The organism is Kitasatospora sp. NPDC058406 (assembly GCF_042722765.1).
Classification (GTDB): Bacteria; Actinomycetota; Actinomycetes; order Streptomycetales; family Streptomycetaceae; genus Kitasatospora.
Window position 1 is genome coordinate 30829 of the sequence record NZ_JBHXKE010000037.1, and the last position, 16165, is coordinate 46993.

Sequence of the window (16165 nt, forward strand, 5' to 3'; positions counted from 1 at the left end):
TCAGGGCGCGCGGTTCAGGGCGCGCGGTTCAGGGCGCCAGGCGGCGGGCGACGTCCGGGAGCACGGCGCGGTCGTGATCGAGCCAGTCGACGTCCGACAGCTCGGCCGGTCCGAGCCAGCGGAGCTCGTCGTGGTCCTCCAGCGGGCGCGGATCCCCGGAGAGCAGCTCGGCGGCCCAGAACCGCAGCTCCAGGCCCGGCCGGACCAGCCACGAGCCCGGCAGCCGGGTGACCGCCCGGGCGCGTACGCCCAGTTCCTCCATCAGCTCGCGTTCGAGCGCCTGGCTCTCGGTCTCACCGGGCTCGGCCTTGCCGCCGGGGAACTCCCAGCGGCCGGCCACCTCGGCGGGCGCGCTCCGGCGGGCGGCGAGCACCCGGCCCCGGTGGATCAGCGCGCCGCCGACGACGATCCGGTTCTCTGCCGTGCCGCCCGCGGCCGGCCGGTCGTTGGGCTTGTCCATGGCCGAAGACCCTAGTCGCCCGCCCGGCCGTGCTACTCGTCCGGTCCCCGCGTCCGCGACGCACCGGCGGGCTCGGCCTCGACCCAGTACAGCTGCTTGTGACCACGCGCCTCGAACTCGGCCGCCAGGCGATCGGCCGCCTCCCGCCCGACGCCCCCGGCGACCACGAAGCGGTTGCCGTTGTCGTCCTGCCGCATCACCCGAAAGGTGTCCATGGCGGCCAGCGTAGGCCGGGCCCCGGCCCGCGTGGGGGTCGGGCCGGGGCGGGCCTCCTCGGGACGCTACGCCCGGTTCGCTTCCGGCAGGTACGGGCGCGGTTAACGGCCGGTAAGCCGGGCGCCGCCGGGGCCGCGGCGACCGGCGGACCACCCCCGCGACCGGTCGCCGGGGCCCGCGGCGTCAGACCTGGTACTTGGCGACGTGCTCACCGGTCTGCAGGCCCAGCTCGCGCCGGATCTCCACGGTGCCCTTGTCGCTCCTCGCGAGCAGCGCCTCGGCGCGCCGCACCTCGCGCTGCAGCGTGGCGTCGTCGACGGACCTGCCCGCCGCGTCCCAGATGTTGGCGGCCTCCAGCTGTACCGCCGCCAGCTCGGCCAGCTTCGGCTTCGCGCCCGCCGGCCAGACCGCCGTGGGGCTGACGACGTCCGCGGCCTCCTTGCGCGACGCCGCGGCCATCTGCACGGCCCACGCCCGGTAGGCGGCCGGCTGGAGGGAGACCTCCGCGGGCGGCCGCTTCGCGTACACCCGCTCGTAGGCCCGGGCAGCTTCGAGGTAGGCGAGCTGGGCCGGGTTCAGACTGGCCCGGTCGGTGCGGACGGTGCCGAGGTGCTCGGCGCGGGCGTCCTCCAGGACGCAGATGACCTCGTGGTCGCCCGCCTGCCAGTTGTCCCGGCCCGGGTAGTACTCGGACGGGTTCATGCCCTCGGGCACCGCCCAGAAGTCGAGGGCGTACGCGTCGCGGACCGGCCGGCAGAGCTCGATCGCGCGGTCGCGCACGGCGGTCTCGCCCGGGTACTCGGAGCTCCCCTCGTCGGGCATCGGGACGATCCCGGCCACCTCGCCCTGGTGCGGGGCCGAGCAGGGCTTCTTGAGCACCCAGTAGACGACGCCCGGGGAGCCCTCCGCCGCGTCGGACCCGGGATCCGCCCGGGTGAAGCAGTCACCGGTACGCAGCGACCCCCAGGACACCGCGCCGGCCGGCCGTGGCGGCTGGTCCCTCTCGCGTTCCTCGGCCTGGATCCCGAGGACGGCGAACCCGATGAACGCGACCAGGGTGACGACCACACCGAACACGCCGAGGACCAGGCCGGTGACCGCCATGCCCCGGCCGCGCTGGTTCCGCTTCGATATCCGGACCAGCGCGACGATCGCGAGGACGAGGGCGGGCGGCCAGAGGCAGAACAGGCCGGTGACCAGGGCGGCGACGGCGAAACCGCTGGTGCCCGTGGGGGCCGGCGTATAGGCGAACCCGGGCTGGTACCCGGAGATCGCGCCGGGCGGGACGGCCCCCCAGCCGGACGGCTGCGGGGCGGCGGGCGGCAGGTCCGTACCGGGGGCGGCCGGCGCGGCCGGCGTGGTCGCGCGGGCGCCGCTTCCCGGGGCGGCCCACGGGTCGGCGGGGGCGACCGGAGCCGCCCAGGGGTCGGCGGAGGCGGCGGGGGCGGCAGCGGCCGGAGCCGCCCACGGGTCGGCGGGGACCGTCTCCTGCGCCGGCGGGCCGGCGGCGGCCAGGGGCTTCATCAGTTCGACCCGCGGGTCCGCGGGCCGAGCCGCGGGCGGGGCCACCGGTTCGGCCACCGGTTAGGCCACCGCGCCATCCACCGCCTCGGCCGGGAGCCCGGCCGCAGGCGAGACCGCGGTCTCGGGCCCGGCTGCGACCGCACTCTCGGGCCCGACCGCGGGCTCGGGCTCGACCGCGGGCTCGGGCTCGACCGCGGGCTCGGGCTCGGGCTCGGGCTCAGGCTCGACCGTCGGTCCGGCAGCCGCGCCGGCCGTCGGCTTGGTCAGCTCAACCCGCAGGTCCGCGGGCGGCGGAACGTCGTCGGGCTCGGGCTTGGACACGTACGACTCCCCCGGCCCGCAGGTCACGGGCCCTACTCGGCAGTTCGGTCGGAAGGGCCCACGGGGCGAACCGCCGCGATCGGAGAATCGCCGCAGTCACGGCGGATCCGTGGGAACAGGCGCGCGACTCTACCCGATCTTGAGGAACGGCCACCCGTGCGCGTCCCGCCCGCCGCCCCTGCCCCTCGGGCCGGCCGCCCGGGGGCTCACCCCCGGGCCAGGACCTCGCCGTGCAGCATCGCGAACCAGCCGTCCTCGGCGGCCACCCACGCCCGCCACCCGGCCGAGATCCGCTCCAGCTCGGCCTGCTCCGCGTACCCGTCGGCCACCGCCGTCCGCGCGATGCCGGAGGACACGACCCGGTCGGCCCACAGCCCGCCCCACCACTCGCGCTGCTCGGGCGTCGCGTACGTCCAGGTGCCGGACGTGGCGGCGACGTCGGTGAACCCCGCCTGCCTCGCCCAGGACAGCAGCCGCCGACCGGCGTCCGGCTCGCCGCCGTTGGCGCGGGCGATCCGCCGGTACAGGTCCAGCCAGCGGTCCAGTTCGGGCGACTCCGGGTACCAGGTCATGGTCGCGTAGTCGACGTCCCGGACCGCGACCACGCCGTCCTCGGCGACGACCCGGCGCATCTCCCGCAGCGCTCCCACCGGATCGGTGACGTGCTGCAGCACCTGGTGCGCGTGGACGACGTCGAACTCCCCGTCCGCGTAGGGCAGTCGGTGAACGTCTGCGACCTCGAAGACGACGTTGGCCAACCCGCGTCCGGCGACGTGCCGGGCGGCCTCCTCCAGCACCTCGGCGGAGGTGTCCACGGCCACCACCCGGCCACCGGGGCCGACCAGTTCGGCCAGGTCGGCGGTGATCGTGCCGGGCCCGCAGCCGACGTCCAGCACGGCCTGACCGGACCGCAGTTCGGGCTGCAGGTAGGCGGCGGAGTTGGCGACGGTCCGGGAGCGGTGCGAGCGCAGCACGGGCTCCTGGTGGCCATGGGTGTAGACGGCGGGCTTCGGTGCGGTCATGGTGACGTCCCCTTCGGGTGCGGTCGGCTCCTCGACGCCTCCGACGCTACTCCTCGTCCCGCATGACGAGAAGAATCGTCTCACATCGCGAACGCCTCACGGCACGCGGAGGCCCCCGCCCGCACGCGGCGAACGGGGGCCAGACCGGGCTGCGGAGCAGGTCAGTTGAGGGCGAACCAGGTGGTCCGGGACTTCTTCCACTCCGGGTGGGAGAGGTCCTTCGCCTCGGTGCCGTCGCCGTACAGGTCGGCCGAGCCGTCGTCGGTGATCAGCTGCGCCCGGGCGCCGGGGAGGGTGAGGTCCGGGACGTCCACCACGGCCTCCCAGCCGCCCGCGTCGGTGGTCGGCAGGTCGAGCAGCTTGACCGGCTGCGAACCGGGCTGCCCGTCCCAGCGGTAGAGCGCGTACGGGTCGGAGTCGTCGTCCGCCGCCCAGGATCCGGCCACGATCAGGTACTGGCCCAGGGCGTTGCGCCGCAGGTCTCGGACGGCCAGCCCGCCGAGGTTCAGCTCGATCGGCTCGCCGAACGTCGCGTGCACCGAACCCCCGGGCAGCGAGGAGAAGTTGGTGACCGGCACGATCAGCGCCCGGCCGCCGGTGACCGCCGGGGTGAGCGGCGCGCGGAAGCCCACGTAGGCCGTGGTGCTGCTGCCCGGCGCGAACTCCAGCCCCTCCACGTTGAACCCGTCGATCTGCTTGGGCACCTCGCCGGACGCCGCGCCCGCCGCGAAGCCGTAGCGGTCGCCGTGGGCACGGTCCCAGGCGATCAGGTCGGCCCGCAGGCCCTTGTACGAACCGGCGAGCGCCAGCTGGGTGCCGGCACCCGAGCCGGTGACGGTGGTGGCGAAGACGGTGTGCCGGTCAGCCTTGATCTCGCCGTCCTTGTTGTTGCCCAGCGAGCCGGTCCAGTAGATCGTGTTGCCGACCCGGGTGGCGCCCTCGATGTCGATCTCCTTGGAGACGCCGAGCGCCGAGCCGAAGTCCCAGGTGCGGACCGGCGCACCGGAGGCGTTCCGGTCGTACAGCCGCAGCACGTTCGACTCGTCGTCGGCCACCACCACGTACCCGCCGCCCGCGTCCACCGCCGCCGAGGCGTCGCTGGAGCCGGTCAGGTAACGGCTCCCGGCCGCGAACTGCACCGCCGGCGAGGCCGCGTAGTGCAGCGTCTTCGACGCGGTCTTGCCGCCCAGGCCGGTCACCTTCACGGTCAGGTCGGTGTAGCCGACGCCCCGCGCGGCGACCGCGAGAGTACGGGCCGCGCCGGTGCCGGCGACGGTGACGTCGCCGGTCCGGGCCACGGTGCTGCGGGTGCTCGCGGTGGCGGCCACGGTCAGGGCGGAGACCGCGGCACCGCTCTGGGCCACCGTCACGGTGACGGTCGGGTCGCCGGCGGCTCCGACCGCGCCGGACAGGTAGGCGGCGGAGAGCGTGATCGTCGGCGTGCCGTAGGACGCGGCGGAGACGGGCCCGGCCGGCAGGGCGAGCAGCGGCAGCCCGGCCGCGGCGACGGCGAGCGGCAGCAGGCGGCGGGAGGAACCGGACGGACGGCTGGAGCGGGACGGACGGGACACGGTGACAGCCCTTCGACGTGGGGCGGTGCGAGGTCCGGACCAGGGTGGGGCCCTTCGGCGAACGGCGCCCCGACAGCAGCGGGCCACCGGGCGAACACCGCCCCTCGCGCGGACCCTCCCGCCCGCCGGGGCCGTACCGTGGACGGGCACCCGACAGAACGGTTCCACGATGCCCGCCCCGCGCCCCTTCGTCCTGCTGAGCGCCGCGATGTCACTCGACGGGTACCTCGACGACGCCTCCCCCGAGCGGCTGCTGCTCTCCGGCCCGGCCGACTTCGACCGGGTCGACGCGGAGCGCGCCGCGTGCGACGCGATCCTCGTCGGCGGCAACACCCTGCGGGCGGACAATCCCCGGCTGCTGGTCAACGACCCGGACCGGCGGGCCGCCCGGCGCGCGGGCGGCCGCCCCGAGTACCCGCTGAAGGTGACGCTCAGCGCGAGCGGGCGGCTGGACCGGTCGCTCCGGTTCTGGCACACCGGCGGCGAGCGGCTCGCCTACACCACGGACCGGGGCGCCACCGCCCTGCGCCCGGAGCTGGCCGGGCTGGCCGAGGTCGTGGCACTCGGTCCGACGGTGGAGCTGGGCGCGGTGCTGGACGACCTCGGCGCGCGCGGGGTCCGCCGGCTGATGGTCGAGGGCGGCAGCGGGGTGCACACCCAGTTCCTGGCCCAGGGCCTGGCCGACGAGCTCCACCTGGTGGTCGCCCCCCTGCTGGTCGGCGACACGGACGCCCCGCGGTTCGTCGGCCCGGCGGCGTTCCCCGGCGGATCGGCGCACCGGATGCGACTGCTGGAGGCCCGTACGGTGGGCGACGTCGTCCTGCTCAGGTACGCCCCGAAGGAGCCCGCCCCGTGACCGACCCCCGCCCGTCCGCCGACCTCGTCTTCCTCCGCCGGGCGGTCGAGCTCTCCCGCCGCTGCCCGCCCTCCGCCACCGCGTTCTCGGTCGGCGCGGTGGTCGTCGGAGCCGACGGCACGGTGCTGGCCGAGGGCTGGAGCCGCGAGACGGACCCGCACGACCACGCCGAGGAGGCCGCGCTCGGCAAGCTCCCGGCCGGCGACCCCCGGCTCCGCGGCGCGACCGTCTACAGCTCGCTGGAGCCCTGCGGGCAGCGCGCCTCCCGCCCCGTGCCGTGCGCCCGACGGCTGATCGCGGCCGGGGTCCCGCGAGTGGTGGTGGCCTGGCGCGAGCCGTCCACCTTCGTCGCCGACACCCGGGGCGCGGCGCTGCTGGAGGCCGCGGGGATCGAGGTCGTGGAGCTGTCCGAGCTGGCCGAAGAGGCACGGGCGGTCAACGCCCACCTGGTGAGCTAAGCTTTTGTATCCTTATTAAACAATCAGCTCACCTTTCTCGGTCCCGACCGATCCGTCCCGCGAGGAGCCGCCCCATGCCCGCCGCCCCCGTCTCCTTCACCACCCGCGCCCTCCTGCTCGACATGGACGGCACCCTGGTCAACTCCGACGCCGTGGTCGAACGCTGCTGGCACCGCTGGGCCGACGGGCAGGGTCTCGACCCGGCCGAGGTCCTCGCCGTCGCCCACGGCCGCCAGGGCCACGCCACCATGGCGGCCCTGCTGCCCGACCGCCCGGCCGAGCTCAACCTCGCCGACAACAACCGGATGCTCGCCGAGGAGAAGGCCGACACCGACGGCGTCGTCGCGATCCCCGGCGCCCCCGCATTCCTCGCCGCCCTGGCCGGCCTCCCGCACGCCCTCGTCACCTCGGCCGACGAACCGCTCGCCGCCGTCCGGATGGCCGCCGCCGGCCTGCCGCTCCCGGCCGTCCGGGTCACCGCCGAATCGGTCGGCGCCAGCAAGCCCGACCCGGAGGGCTTCCTCAAGGGCGCCGCCGCCCTGGGCTTCGCCCCCGCCGACTGCCTCGCCTTCGAGGACTCCGGGGCCGGCATCGCCGCCGCCCGGGCCGCCGGCGTCCCCGTCGTCGGCATCGGCCCGCGCGCCGGCGCCCACGGCCCCGCCGCCCACGCGGCCACCCTGGAGACGGTCACCGTCACCCCCGGCCCGGACGGCACGATCACCGTCACCGTCGGCTGACGAGGGCACCCACCCGGGCCCCGTCCGGGAGGGGCGAGGGGCCGGCCCCCGAGGCCGGCCCCTCGCGACCTCGACGGCCGCCACGCCGCAGACACGCCGCCACCCGGGGAAATCGACACCGGGTCGGCGCGGGAACCAGCCAGGGGCACGCCCCCGAGAGGGCGGACCCCGTCCGACCTGCGCAGTCGACAGGTCACGCAACGCACGGCACGCGGAACATCACCCGTTGAAGCGGAGCTTCCACCACAACGCTGTGACCTGTGAAAACGTTGATCCTGGCGGCCCGAGTCAGCACGGAATCAGCACGGTGGATCGAACTCGCAGCCAGCCGTCAGTAGTGGTAGCGGGCGGCCAGAACGATGATCTCCCGGTCCGTCACCAGGTAGACGAGGCGGTGCTCATCGTCGATCCGCCGCGACCAGGCCCCCGGCAGGTGGTACTTCAGCGGCTCGGGCTTGCCGATCCCGGCGAACGGGTCGCGCAGGACGTCCTCGATGAGCTTGTTGATCCGGGCGAGCATCTTGCGGTCGTTCTTGAGCCAGGACGTGTAGTCCTCCCAGCCGCCCTCTTCGAAGACGAGCCTCACGCGGCACCCTTCCCGCCATCCGCCGCATCAGGGTCGATGAGCTCCCGCTCGGAAAGCCCTGTGCCGCCAAGGGCGTTCTCGTACGCCTTGAGCAAGCGGCGGGCGTTCACCGGCGAGCGCAACAGGTAGGAGCCTTCACGCAGGGCGGCATAGTCCTCGGCCGAGACGAGTACGGCATTTCCGTGCTTGGAGACGATCTCGATGGCCTCGTGATCATCGTTGACCTTCTTGATCAACGGGAAGAGAGCCTTGCGCGCCTCGCTGGCAGTGATCGACATCGACTGAACTCCCTCCACGACTGGTACCACATAACGTACCACTCAAGCAGGCGCGACGGGCCGAAGAAGTCAGCACCAAGTCAGCACGGAAAAGAGATCGGGGCCCGCCTCAAGGAGGCGGGCCCCGTCCGACCTGCGCATTCGACAGATCAAGCTAGCTCAAAGCAGTGCGCTCACACGTTGAAGCGGAACTCCACGACGTCGCCGTCCTGCATGAGGTATTCCTTGCCCTCGATGCGGGCCTTGCCCTTGGCGCGGGCCTCGGCGATGGAGCCGGTCTCGACCAGGTCGGCGAAGGAGATGATCTCCGCCTTGATGAAGCCCTTCTGGAAGTCGGTGTGGATCACACCGGCCGCCTCGGGGGCGGTGGCGCCCTTCTTGATGGTCCAGGCGCGGGCTTCCTTGGGACCGGCGGTGAGGTAGGTCTGCAGGCCGAGGGTGTCGAAGCCGACCCGGGCGAGGGTGGCCAGGCCGGGCTCCTCCTGACCCATGGACTGGAGGAGCTCCAGGGCCTCGGCGTCGTCCAGCTCGATCAGCTCGGACTCGATCTTGGCGCTGAGGAAGATGGCCTCGGCCGGGGCGACCAGCGCGCGCTGGGCGTTCTTGAAGTCCTCGTCGGCCAGCTCGTCCTCGTCCACGTTGAAGACGTAGAGGAAGGGCTTGGCCGTCAGCAGGTGCAGCTCGCGGATCGGGGTGGTGTCGAAGCCGGCCTCGAAGAGGGTCTTGCCGGTCTCCAGGATCGCCTGGGCGGCCTCGGCGGCGGCCAGGACGGGGGCGGTCTCCTTCTTGAGGCGCGCCTCCTTCTGGAGCCGGGGCAGGACCTTCTCGACGGTCTGGAGGTCGGCCAGGATCAGCTCGGTGTGGATGGTCTCGATGTCGTCCTTGGGCGACACCTTGCCGTCCACGTGCACGACGTCCGGGTCGGTGAAGGCGCGCACGACCTGGCAGATCGCGTCGGACTCACGGATGTTCGCGAGGAACTTGTTGCCGAGGCCCTCGCCCTCGCTGGCGCCGCGGACGATGCCCGCGATGTCGACGAAGTCGACGGTGGCCGGGAGGATGCGCTGCGAGCCGAAGATCTCGGCGAGCTTGGTCAGCCGCTCGTCCGGGACGCCGACGACGCCGACGTTCGGCTCGATGGTGGCGAACGGGTAGTTGGCCGCCAGCACGTCGTTCTTGGTCAGGGCGTTGAACAGGGTCGACTTGCCGACGTTCGGCAGGCCGACGATTCCGATCGTGAGCGACATGAAGCGCAGTCCCGTGGGCTTGGAGGAGTTGGGCCGGCCCCGGACGGGCCGATCCCCCAGTCTACGGGCAGCGGGTCAGGCGTCGGCCGCCGCCGGCGAGGGCCCCGGCGGGGACGTCGAGCCGCACGTGGTGGAGCCGTTCGAAGCCGAATCCGCCGCTCGCACGAACCCCCGGTGAAGTTGAGCGACGATCACATCAGTACTCCGTCCGGAGACACGGAACAAGGCCCGGAGACCCATTACACAGTGTGGCGATGATCGGACCGTACGTTGGGTGGGTGGAGCAGCGCATCCGTACCCAGCCGCCAGGGCCCAGACGCCGACCGCCGAACGGCGCGGCCGGGGCCGCCGTCCCCGGGCCCGGGCGGGCCCCCGAGACCGCCGACGGGCCCGCCGGGAAGCCGGACGGGAGGGGCGGCGGGAAGCCCTCGGCGAAGGGCACCGGGAGGGCCGCCGGGAAGGCCGCGCTCTCCTCCCGGCTACGCCGCGTGTCCGGCCCCCCGGGGCGCGCCCGGATCGCCGGCCGGCTCTACGGACGGCGGCGGACCGGCCGGCCGACCCGGCTGACGGCCGTCGGCACCGGGGTGGCCGCGCTGGTGACGACCGTCGCGGTCGCCGGCCTGGACCGGCTGGCCTTCGGCGGTCTCGGCGTCCTGTTCGGCCTCGGCTACCTGGCGATCTGCTTCCAGCTGGCCGTCCGGGTCCGGTTCGCCGACCTGCTGGCCGCCCCGATCAGCGGCCCGATCGCCTTCGCCGTCGCGATGCTGCTGTTCGGTCCCGTCACCTCGTCCGGCGTGACGGCCCAGGTGGTGGCGCTGGCGACCAACCTGGCCACCCGGGCCGGCTGGCTGTTCTCCGGCACCGGCCTGGCCGCGGTGATCGTGCTCGCCCGGTTCGTGGCCCAGCACCGGATCCACCGCGCGCGCTGAGGAGTGGGAAGCCGATTCCCCCGGTTTCCCACTCCTCGGCCCGCCTCCCGCACGGTCCCCGGCACGAGCTCCCGGCCCGCCTTCACGGCCCGCCTTCACGGGCCGCCTTCACGGCGCGGGCGGCCGGTTCGCGCGGCGGCCGGTCCGGACGGTCAGGCGGAGGCCCGCGCCGCCGCCATGGCCGCGCCGACGATCCCGGCGTCGTTGCGCAGCTCCGCCGGGACGACCCGCGCCTCGCGCCCGCGCAGCAGCGGCAGGAACTTCTCGTGCTTGCGGCTCACCCCGCCGCCGATCACGATCAGCTGCGGCGAGAACAGCATCTCCACCACGTCCAGGTACTCGTCGACCCGTCCGGCCCACTGCTCCCAGTTCAGCCCGTGCCGCTCCTTGGCGGCCGAGGAGGCGCGCCGCTCGGCGTCCTTGCCGCGCACCTCCAGGTGGCCGAGTTCGGTGTTGGGCACCAGGGCGCCGTCCACGAAGAGGGCGCTGCCGATGCCGGTGCCGAAGGTCAGGACCAGCACCACGCCCTCCTGGTCGCGGCCGGCGCCGTGCGTGGTCTCGGCGAGACCGGCCGCGTCGGCGTCGTTGAGCACCACCGCGGGCAGGTCGAGCGCCTCGCGGAAGAGGCCGGCGGCGTCCACGCCGATCCAGCCCTTGTCGACGTTGGCGGCGGTCCTGGTCTGTCCGTTGACGACCACCCCGGGGAAGGTCAGGCCGACCGGTCCCCGGTGGTCGAAGTGTCTGACCACCTCGCGGACGGCGGCGACCACCGCCTCGGGCGCCGAGGGCTGCGGGGTGAGGACCTTGTGCCGCTCCTCGGTGAGCACCCCCCGGCCGAGGTCGACCGGGGCCCCCTTGATGCCCGATCCGCCGATGTCCACACCGAATACCGCCGTCATGTCCGACTGCCCTCCGCCGAAGTTGTCCACAGACCTGTGCATGGTTGTGCACAAAACTACGAGAGGCCCACCCGCCCCGCACAGCAAAGACCCGGTACCCGTCCGGGTACCGGGTCTCCCGGGCGTGCTGCGGTCGGTCAGAGCTTGCCCGCGGCCTCCGCGCGCAGGTCGCGGCGGAGCTCCTTGGGCAGCGAGAAGATCAGGTGCTCCTCGGCGGTCTTGACGGTGGAGACGTCGTCGTAACCGCGCGCGGCCAGGTACTCCAGGACGCCGTCGACCAGGATCTCCGGCACCGAGGCGCCGCTGGTCAGGCCGACCGTGGTGACGCCGTCCAGCCAGGACTCCTGGATCTCCTCGGCGAAGTCCACCAGGTGGGCGGCCTTGGCGCCGTACTCCAGCCCGACCTCCACCAGACGGACGGAGTTGGAGGAGTTCTTGGAGCCGACCACGATCAGCAGGTCGGTCTCGGGGGCCATCTGCTTGACGGCCACCTGGCGGTTCTGGGTGGCGTAGCAGATGTCGTCGCTGGGCGGGCTGACCAGCAGCGGGAAGCGCCGCTTCAGCTCGCCGACGGTGGCCATGGTCTCGTCCACCGAGAGCGTGGTCTGGGAGAGCCAGACGACCTTGGACTCGTCGCGGACCTGGACCTGGGCGACGTCCTCGGCGCCGTCCACCAGGTGGATCCGGTCCGGGGCCTCCCCCATGGTGCCGACGACCTCCTCGTGACCCTCGTGGCCCACCAGCAGGATGTCGTAGCCCTCGTCGGCGAAGCGCACGGCCTCCTTGTGCACCTTGGTGACCAGCGGGCAGGTCGCGTCGACGGTGGCGAGCTTGCCGGCCCGGGCCTCGTCGTGGACGGAGGGTGCGACGCCGTGTGCCGAGAACACCACGATCGAGCCCTCGGGCACCTCCTCCGTCTCATCGACGAAGATCGCGCCCTTCTTCTCCAGGGTCTGCACCACGTACTTGTTGTGGACGATCTGCTTGCGCACGTAGATGGGTGCCCCGTACTGCTCCAGGGCCTTCTCGACGGCGATCACGGCGCGGTCGACGCCCGCGCAGTAGCCCCGGGGGGCGGCGAGCAGGACACGGCGCTGCGCGGTGTTGGACGACATGGCTCCATCGTACGGGCGGAGCCGTGCCGCGCCGACGTGAGCCGCCTTCCGGCCGGAATCGGTCACGGGTGCTCAAATGTGGAAGCTATGAGCGAGCGAGTCGAGTCCGGCGGGCTGCGGCGCAGCCTGAGCGTCCGCGATCTGATGGTCTACGGGCTGCTGTTCATCGCCCCGATGGCCCCGGTCGGCGTGTTCGGGGTGCTGGACGCCAAGAGTCACGGCGCGGTCGCCGCCGTCTACCTGGTGGCGACCGTCGCGATGGGTTTCACCGCCTTCTCGTACGCCCAGATGGTGCGGGCGGTGCCGCAGACCGGGTCGGTGTTCGCCTACGCACGGGCCGGGCTCGGCGAGGGGCCGGGGTTCATCGCCGGCTGGATGGCGATGCTCGACTACCTGCTGATCCCCGCGGTCGCGTACCTCTTCTCCGGCATCGCGCTGAACTCGCTGGTCCCGGACGTCTCGCGCTGGGTGTGGACGGCGCTGGCGGTGGTGGTGACCACCGCGCTGAACCTCGCCGGGGTGCGGACCGCGGCGGTGGTCGGCTTCGCGGTGCTGGCCATGGAGATCGCCGTGCTGGCGGTCTTCGTGGTCGCGGCGGTGGTGGTCCTCGTCCGGGACGGCGCGCAGCGCGGCTGGGCGACGCCGTTCACCGCGGTCGGCGACTTCTCGGCGGCGGCCGTGCTCTCGGCCGTCTCGGTGGCCGTCCTCTCGTACCTCGGCTTCGACGCGATCGCGACCTTCGTGGAGGAGGCGGTCGGCGCCTCGGCGGCGGTGGCCAGAGCGGTGCTGTGGTGCCTGGTGGTGTCCGGGGTGCTGTTCGTGACGCAGACCTACCTGGCGGCGCTGCTGGAGCCGCTCGCCCCGCAGCAGTTGGCGGCGGACCCCGCGGCCCAGGGGTCGGCGTTCTACGACACGGTGGAGAGCGGGGTCGGGCACTGGCTGCACGTCCTGGTCGCGGCGAGCAAGGCGATCGGCGCGGCCTTCGCGGCGCTCGCCGGGCAGGCCGCGGCCGCCCGGCTGGTCTACGCGATGGGCCGGGGCGGGCGGCTGCCGCGCTTCCTGGGCGTCGTCGACCCGAAGACCGCGGTGCCGCGCCGGGCGCTGCTGGTGGCGGCGGCGATCACCCTGGCGGCGGCGGTCTGGGCGGCCGGGCGCGACGACGGGCTGGACCGGCTGACCTCGGTGGTGGACATCGGGGCGCTCACCGCGTTCGCGCTGCTGCACGCCTCGGTGGTGGGCTGGTACGCGGTCAAGCACCACTCGCGGGACTGGCTGCGGCACGTCGTGGTGCCGGTGCTGGGCGTGGTGGTGATCGGGGCGGTGGTGTTCGAGGCTTCGGGGACGGCCCAGGTGGTGGGGCTGGTCTGGCTGGCCGTGGGATTCATGGTCCTCGTCGTCCAGGGCGCCTCCGGCGCGGGCATCCGCCGCTGAGTCCCGCGCCCGGCCGGGGGCGCGGCGTCCCGGCGCGGTGTCCCGGCGGGGGCGCGGTGTCGGCGGCGGTCCGGGCGGCCGGACGCGACGACGGGGTGCGGTGTCGCCGGGCGCCGCTAGCCTCGTACGCATGGCCAACCCCAGTTCCCCCGAAGCACCGATCCCGGTCGGCAAGGTCTCCGCGCTGATCGGGAGCTGGATCGACCGGCTCGGCGCGGTCTGGGTGGAGGGGCAGATCACCCAGCTCAGCCGGCGCCCGGGCGCGGGCGTGGTGTTCCTGACGCTGCGCGACCCGCAGGCGGACGTCTCGCTCACCGTGACGTGCTTCCGCTCCGTCTTCGACCAGGTCGCGGACGCCGTGCAGGAGGGGTCGCGGGTGATCGTGCACGCCAAGCCGGAGTGGTACGCCGCGCGCGGACAGCTCTCGCTGCGGGCGGCGGAGATCCGGTTGGTCGGGCTGGGCGAGCTGCTGGCCCGGTTGGAGCAGCTGAAGCGACGGCTGGCCGGCGAGGGCCTGTTCGCGGCGGACCGGAAGAAGCCGCTGCCGTTCCTCCCGCAGTGCGTCGGGCTGGTCACCGGCCGGGGCTCGGCGGCCGAGCGGGACGTCCTGGAGAACGCCCGGCGACGCTGGCCGGCCGTCCGCTTCGAGGTCCGCAACGTGCCGGTGCAGGGCGTCAGCGCGGTCGAGCGGGTGAGCGCGGCGGTGCGCGAGCTGGACGAGCACCCCGAGGTCGACGTGATCGTCGTGGCCCGGGGCGGCGGCAGCGTGGAGGACCTGCTGCCCTTCTCGGACGAGGGACTGGTCCGGCTGGTCGCCGCGGCCCGGACACCGGTGGTCAGCGCGATCGGGCACGAGCCGGACCAGCCGCTGCTGGACTTCGTCGCCGACCTGCGCGCGTCCACGCCGACCGATGCGGCCAAACGGGTGGTCCCCGACGTCGGCGAGGAGCTGGCCAGGATCCGGCAGCTGCGCGACCGGGCGCGGCGGCACGTGGTCGGCCGGGTGGACCGGGAGCAGCACGGGCTGGACGGCGTGCGCAGCCGCCCGGTGCTGGCCGCGCCGCACCGGATGCTGGACGGCCGCGGCCAGGAGGTGGCCGGTCTGCTGGAGCGGGCCCGGCGCACGCTCGGGCACCGGCTCGACCACGCGCAGACCGACCTCGGGCACACCCTGGCCCGGGTGGTCGCGCTCTCCCCGTCGGCCACCCTGGAGCGCGGTTACGCGGTGCTGCAGCGCGGCGACGGCACGGTGGTGACGGATCCGGCGCAGGTCGCCGCCGGGGAGGGACTGCACGCGCGGGTCGCGGGCGGCGGGTTCGACGTCACGGCGGCGGGCGGCGCCGGGGGGTAGCGGCGCGGCGGGCGGGGGACGCGGCGGGCGGGTCCCCGCGCTGTCGGCCCGGCCCCCTACGCTGGCTCCCATGGCAGATCAGGAGCAGGACGCGACGACGTCTCCGGCCGCGGCCCCCGTCGCGGACGACGCGCTGGGGTACGAGCACGCGCGGGACGCGCTGCTGGAGGTGGTCCGGCAGCTGGAGAACGGCGGCACCTCGCTGGAGGAGTCGCTGGCGCTGTGGGAGCGCGGCGAGCAGCTGGCGAAGGTCTGCCAGCGCTGGCTGGACGGCGCCCGGGCCCGGTTGGACGCCGCCCTGGCGGCCGGGGAGGACGCCCCGGAGGGCCCGCCGTCCGGGGAGTGACACAGGTCACCTGGAACCCGGGGAACAGTTGAATCTTCACTCATGTTGGGACCGAATGACCGGCGGGAGCCGGTCACGCGACACGGACCCCGTTCCTTCCTCCCCATGAGGTGCAGAAGCACATGACCACCGACGCCCTGGTTCTCGACGCCGCCGCTCAGGACCTCCTGTTCCGCGAGGCCCGCACCGCCAACACCTTCACCGACGAGCCGGTCTCCGACGAGCAGATCCAGGCCATCTACGAGCTGGTCAAGTTCGGCCCGACCGCGCTGAACCAGCAGCCGCTGCGCGTCGTCCTGGTCCGCTCCACCGAGGGTCGCGAGCGCCTGGTCCAGCACCTGTCGGACGGCAACAAGGCCAAGACCGCCGCCGCGCCGCTGACCGCGATCCTGGCCGTGGACAACGAGTTCCACGAGGAGCTGCCGACCCTGTTCCCGCACTTCCCGCAGGCGAAGGACGCCTTCTTCGGCGAGCGCCCGGTCCGCGAGGCCTCCGCCCTGATGAACGGCGCCCTGCAGGCCGGCTACTTCATCGTCGGCGTCCGCGCCGCCGGCCTGGCCGCGGGCCCGATGACCGGCTACGACGCCGAGGGCATCAACAAGGAGTTCTTCTCCGACGGCGAGCACTCGGTGCTGGCCGTGGTGAACATCGGCAAGCCGGGCGAGGACGCCTGGTACCCGCGCTCCCCGCGCCTCTCCTTCGAGCAGGTCGTCACCACCGTCTGAGCCTGATGGAGACGACGAGAAGGGCCCCGCACACCCGGGCGGGGGCCATCTACTCGTACGGGGCGGCCCAGCGGGCCGCGGCCCCACCCCACC

At 73.9% G+C, this 16165-nt stretch carries 17 protein-coding genes and 1 pseudogene; 7 read left to right on the forward strand and 11 right to left on the reverse strand.

The genetic code is table 11. The annotated features are described in order from the left end of the window. Positions 1-28 precede the first annotated feature (28 nt). The 6 genes from ACFWOG_RS10355 to ACFWOG_RS10380 form a co-directional block, all read right to left on the reverse strand. Positions 29-460 (reverse strand): (deoxy)nucleoside triphosphate pyrophosphohydrolase, encoded by a 432-nt coding sequence (locus ACFWOG_RS10355; RefSeq protein WP_355403460.1) that lies wholly within the window; start codon positions 458-460, stop codon positions 29-31. Between the two features lie 32 nt (positions 461-492). Further along, entirely contained in the window at positions 493-675 is a 183-nt protein-coding gene (locus ACFWOG_RS10360; protein WP_355403458.1) for an SPOR domain-containing protein, read from the reverse strand. Positions 676-859: 184 nt separating this feature from the next. Continuing rightward, positions 860-2200: a DUF4190 domain-containing protein gene (locus ACFWOG_RS10365; RefSeq protein WP_380356700.1), complete on the reverse strand. Its 1341-nt coding sequence runs from the start codon at positions 2198-2200 to the stop codon at positions 860-862. A 60-nt stretch (positions 2201-2260) separates the two neighbouring features. Beyond that, a complete protein-coding gene (locus tag ACFWOG_RS10370; protein WP_380356703.1) occupies positions 2261-2521 on the reverse strand; it encodes a hypothetical protein in 261 nt (86 codons plus the stop codon). Positions 2522-2727: 206 nt separating this feature from the next. After that, positions 2728-3543 (reverse strand): methyltransferase domain-containing protein, encoded by an 816-nt coding sequence (locus ACFWOG_RS10375; RefSeq protein WP_380356708.1) that lies wholly within the window; start codon positions 3541-3543, stop codon positions 2728-2730. Positions 3544-3704: 161 nt separating this feature from the next. Further along, positions 3705-5036: a hypothetical protein gene (locus ACFWOG_RS10380; RefSeq protein WP_380356736.1), complete on the reverse strand. Its 1332-nt coding sequence runs from the start codon at positions 5034-5036 to the stop codon at positions 3705-3707. A gap of 247 nt (positions 5037-5283) precedes the next feature. Here ACFWOG_RS10380 and ACFWOG_RS10385 point away from each other — a divergent pair. Together ACFWOG_RS10385 and ACFWOG_RS10390 are read left to right on the forward strand one after the other, a co-directional pair. After that, a pseudogene (locus ACFWOG_RS10385) lies at positions 5284-6428 on the forward strand (dihydrofolate reductase family protein). A 74-nt stretch (positions 6429-6502) separates the two neighbouring features. Beyond that, a complete protein-coding gene (locus ACFWOG_RS10390) occupies positions 6503-7165 on the forward strand; it encodes an HAD-IA family hydrolase (RefSeq protein WP_380356716.1) in 663 nt (220 codons plus the stop codon). 331 nt (positions 7166-7496) lie between these two features. On the opposite strand, the gene ACFWOG_RS10395 is transcribed toward ACFWOG_RS10390, so the two are convergent. The 3 genes from ACFWOG_RS10395 to ychF form a co-directional block, all read right to left on the reverse strand. Further along, positions 7497-7751 (reverse strand): Txe/YoeB family addiction module toxin, encoded by a 255-nt coding sequence (locus ACFWOG_RS10395; protein WP_355403450.1) that lies wholly within the window; start codon positions 7749-7751, stop codon positions 7497-7499. Next, entirely contained in the window at positions 7748-8029 is a 282-nt protein-coding gene (locus tag ACFWOG_RS10400) for a type II toxin-antitoxin system Phd/YefM family antitoxin (protein WP_380356719.1), read from the reverse strand. Before ACFWOG_RS10400 ends, ACFWOG_RS10395 begins: the two co-directional genes overlap by 4 nt. Positions 8030-8202: 173 nt before the next feature. Beyond that, a complete protein-coding gene (ychF, locus tag ACFWOG_RS10405) occupies positions 8203-9276 on the reverse strand; it encodes a redox-regulated ATPase YchF (protein ID WP_329876211.1) in 1074 nt (357 codons plus the stop codon). Positions 9277-9554: 278 nt separating this feature from the next. Here ychF and ACFWOG_RS10410 point away from each other — a divergent pair, with 278 nt between their 5' ends. Further along, on the forward strand, positions 9555-10205 hold the full coding sequence (locus tag ACFWOG_RS10410) for a DUF6542 domain-containing protein (RefSeq protein WP_380356723.1): 651 nt from the start codon (positions 9555-9557) through the stop codon (positions 10203-10205). Between the two features lie 152 nt (positions 10206-10357). Here the strand turns inward: ACFWOG_RS10410 and ppgK are convergent, their stop codons facing one another. After that, positions 10358-11104, reverse strand: coding sequence for a polyphosphate--glucose phosphotransferase (gene ppgK, locus ACFWOG_RS10415; protein ID WP_329876207.1), 747 nt, complete (start codon positions 11102-11104; stop codon positions 10358-10360). A 137-nt stretch (positions 11105-11241) separates the two neighbouring features. Continuing rightward, positions 11242-12219: a 4-hydroxy-3-methylbut-2-enyl diphosphate reductase gene (locus tag ACFWOG_RS10420; RefSeq protein WP_329949337.1), complete on the reverse strand. Its 978-nt coding sequence runs from the start codon at positions 12217-12219 to the stop codon at positions 11242-11244. An 87-nt stretch (positions 12220-12306) separates the two neighbouring features. Here ACFWOG_RS10420 and ACFWOG_RS10425 point away from each other — a divergent pair, with 87 nt between their 5' ends. The 4 genes from ACFWOG_RS10425 to ACFWOG_RS10440 all read left to right on the forward strand — a co-directional run bounded on the left by ACFWOG_RS10425 (position 12307) and on the right by ACFWOG_RS10440 (position 16072). Next, positions 12307-13650 (forward strand): APC family permease, encoded by a 1344-nt coding sequence (locus ACFWOG_RS10425; RefSeq protein ID WP_329876203.1) that lies wholly within the window; start codon positions 12307-12309, stop codon positions 13648-13650. A 130-nt stretch (positions 13651-13780) separates the two neighbouring features. Then, on the forward strand, positions 13781-15001 hold the full coding sequence (xseA, locus tag ACFWOG_RS10430; RefSeq protein ID WP_329949339.1) for an exodeoxyribonuclease VII large subunit: 1221 nt from the start codon (positions 13781-13783) through the stop codon (positions 14999-15001). A gap of 70 nt (positions 15002-15071) precedes the next feature. Further along, complete coding sequence (locus ACFWOG_RS10435) at positions 15072-15347, forward strand: exodeoxyribonuclease VII small subunit (protein ID WP_329949340.1); 276 nt, start codon at positions 15072-15074, stop codon at positions 15345-15347. A gap of 122 nt (positions 15348-15469) precedes the next feature. Next, entirely contained in the window at positions 15470-16072 is a 603-nt protein-coding gene (locus tag ACFWOG_RS10440) for a malonic semialdehyde reductase (protein WP_329876198.1), read from the forward strand. Positions 16073-16165 lie beyond the last annotated feature (93 nt).

Coding starts and splice junctions, on each gene's coding strand:
- ACFWOG_RS10355 (WP_355403460.1), bottom strand. CDS start 460: ATGGACAAGCCCAACGACCGGCCGGCCGCGGGCGGCACGGCAGAGAAC.
- ACFWOG_RS10360 (WP_355403458.1), bottom strand. CDS start 675: ATGGACACCTTTCGGGTGATGCGGCAGGACGACAACGGCAACCGCTTC.
- ACFWOG_RS10365 (WP_380356700.1), bottom strand. CDS start 2,200: ATGAAGCCCCTGGCCGCCGCCGGCCCGCCGGCGCAGGAGACGGTCCCC.
- ACFWOG_RS10375 (WP_380356708.1), bottom strand. CDS start 3,543: ATGACCGCACCGAAGCCCGCCGTCTACACCCATGGCCACCAGGAGCCC.
- ACFWOG_RS10390 (WP_380356716.1), top strand. CDS start 6,503: ATGCCCGCCGCCCCCGTCTCCTTCACCACCCGCGCCCTCCTGCTCGAC.
- ACFWOG_RS10400 (WP_380356719.1), bottom strand. CDS start 8,029: ATGTCGATCACTGCCAGCGAGGCGCGCAAGGCTCTCTTCCCGTTGATC.
- ychF (WP_329876211.1), bottom strand. CDS start 9,276: ATGTCGCTCACGATCGGAATCGTCGGCCTGCCGAACGTCGGCAAGTCG.
- ppgK (WP_329876207.1), bottom strand. CDS start 11,104: ATGACGGCGGTATTCGGTGTGGACATCGGCGGATCGGGCATCAAGGGG.
- ACFWOG_RS10420 (WP_329949337.1), bottom strand. CDS start 12,219: ATGTCGTCCAACACCGCGCAGCGCCGTGTCCTGCTCGCCGCCCCCCGG.
- ACFWOG_RS10425 (WP_329876203.1), top strand. CDS start 12,307: ATGAGCGAGCGAGTCGAGTCCGGCGGGCTGCGGCGCAGCCTGAGCGTC.
- xseA (WP_329949339.1), top strand. CDS start 13,781: ATGGCCAACCCCAGTTCCCCCGAAGCACCGATCCCGGTCGGCAAGGTC.
- ACFWOG_RS10435 (WP_329949340.1), top strand. CDS start 15,072: ATGGCAGATCAGGAGCAGGACGCGACGACGTCTCCGGCCGCGGCCCCC.
- ACFWOG_RS10440 (WP_329876198.1), top strand. CDS start 15,470: ATGACCACCGACGCCCTGGTTCTCGACGCCGCCGCTCAGGACCTCCTG.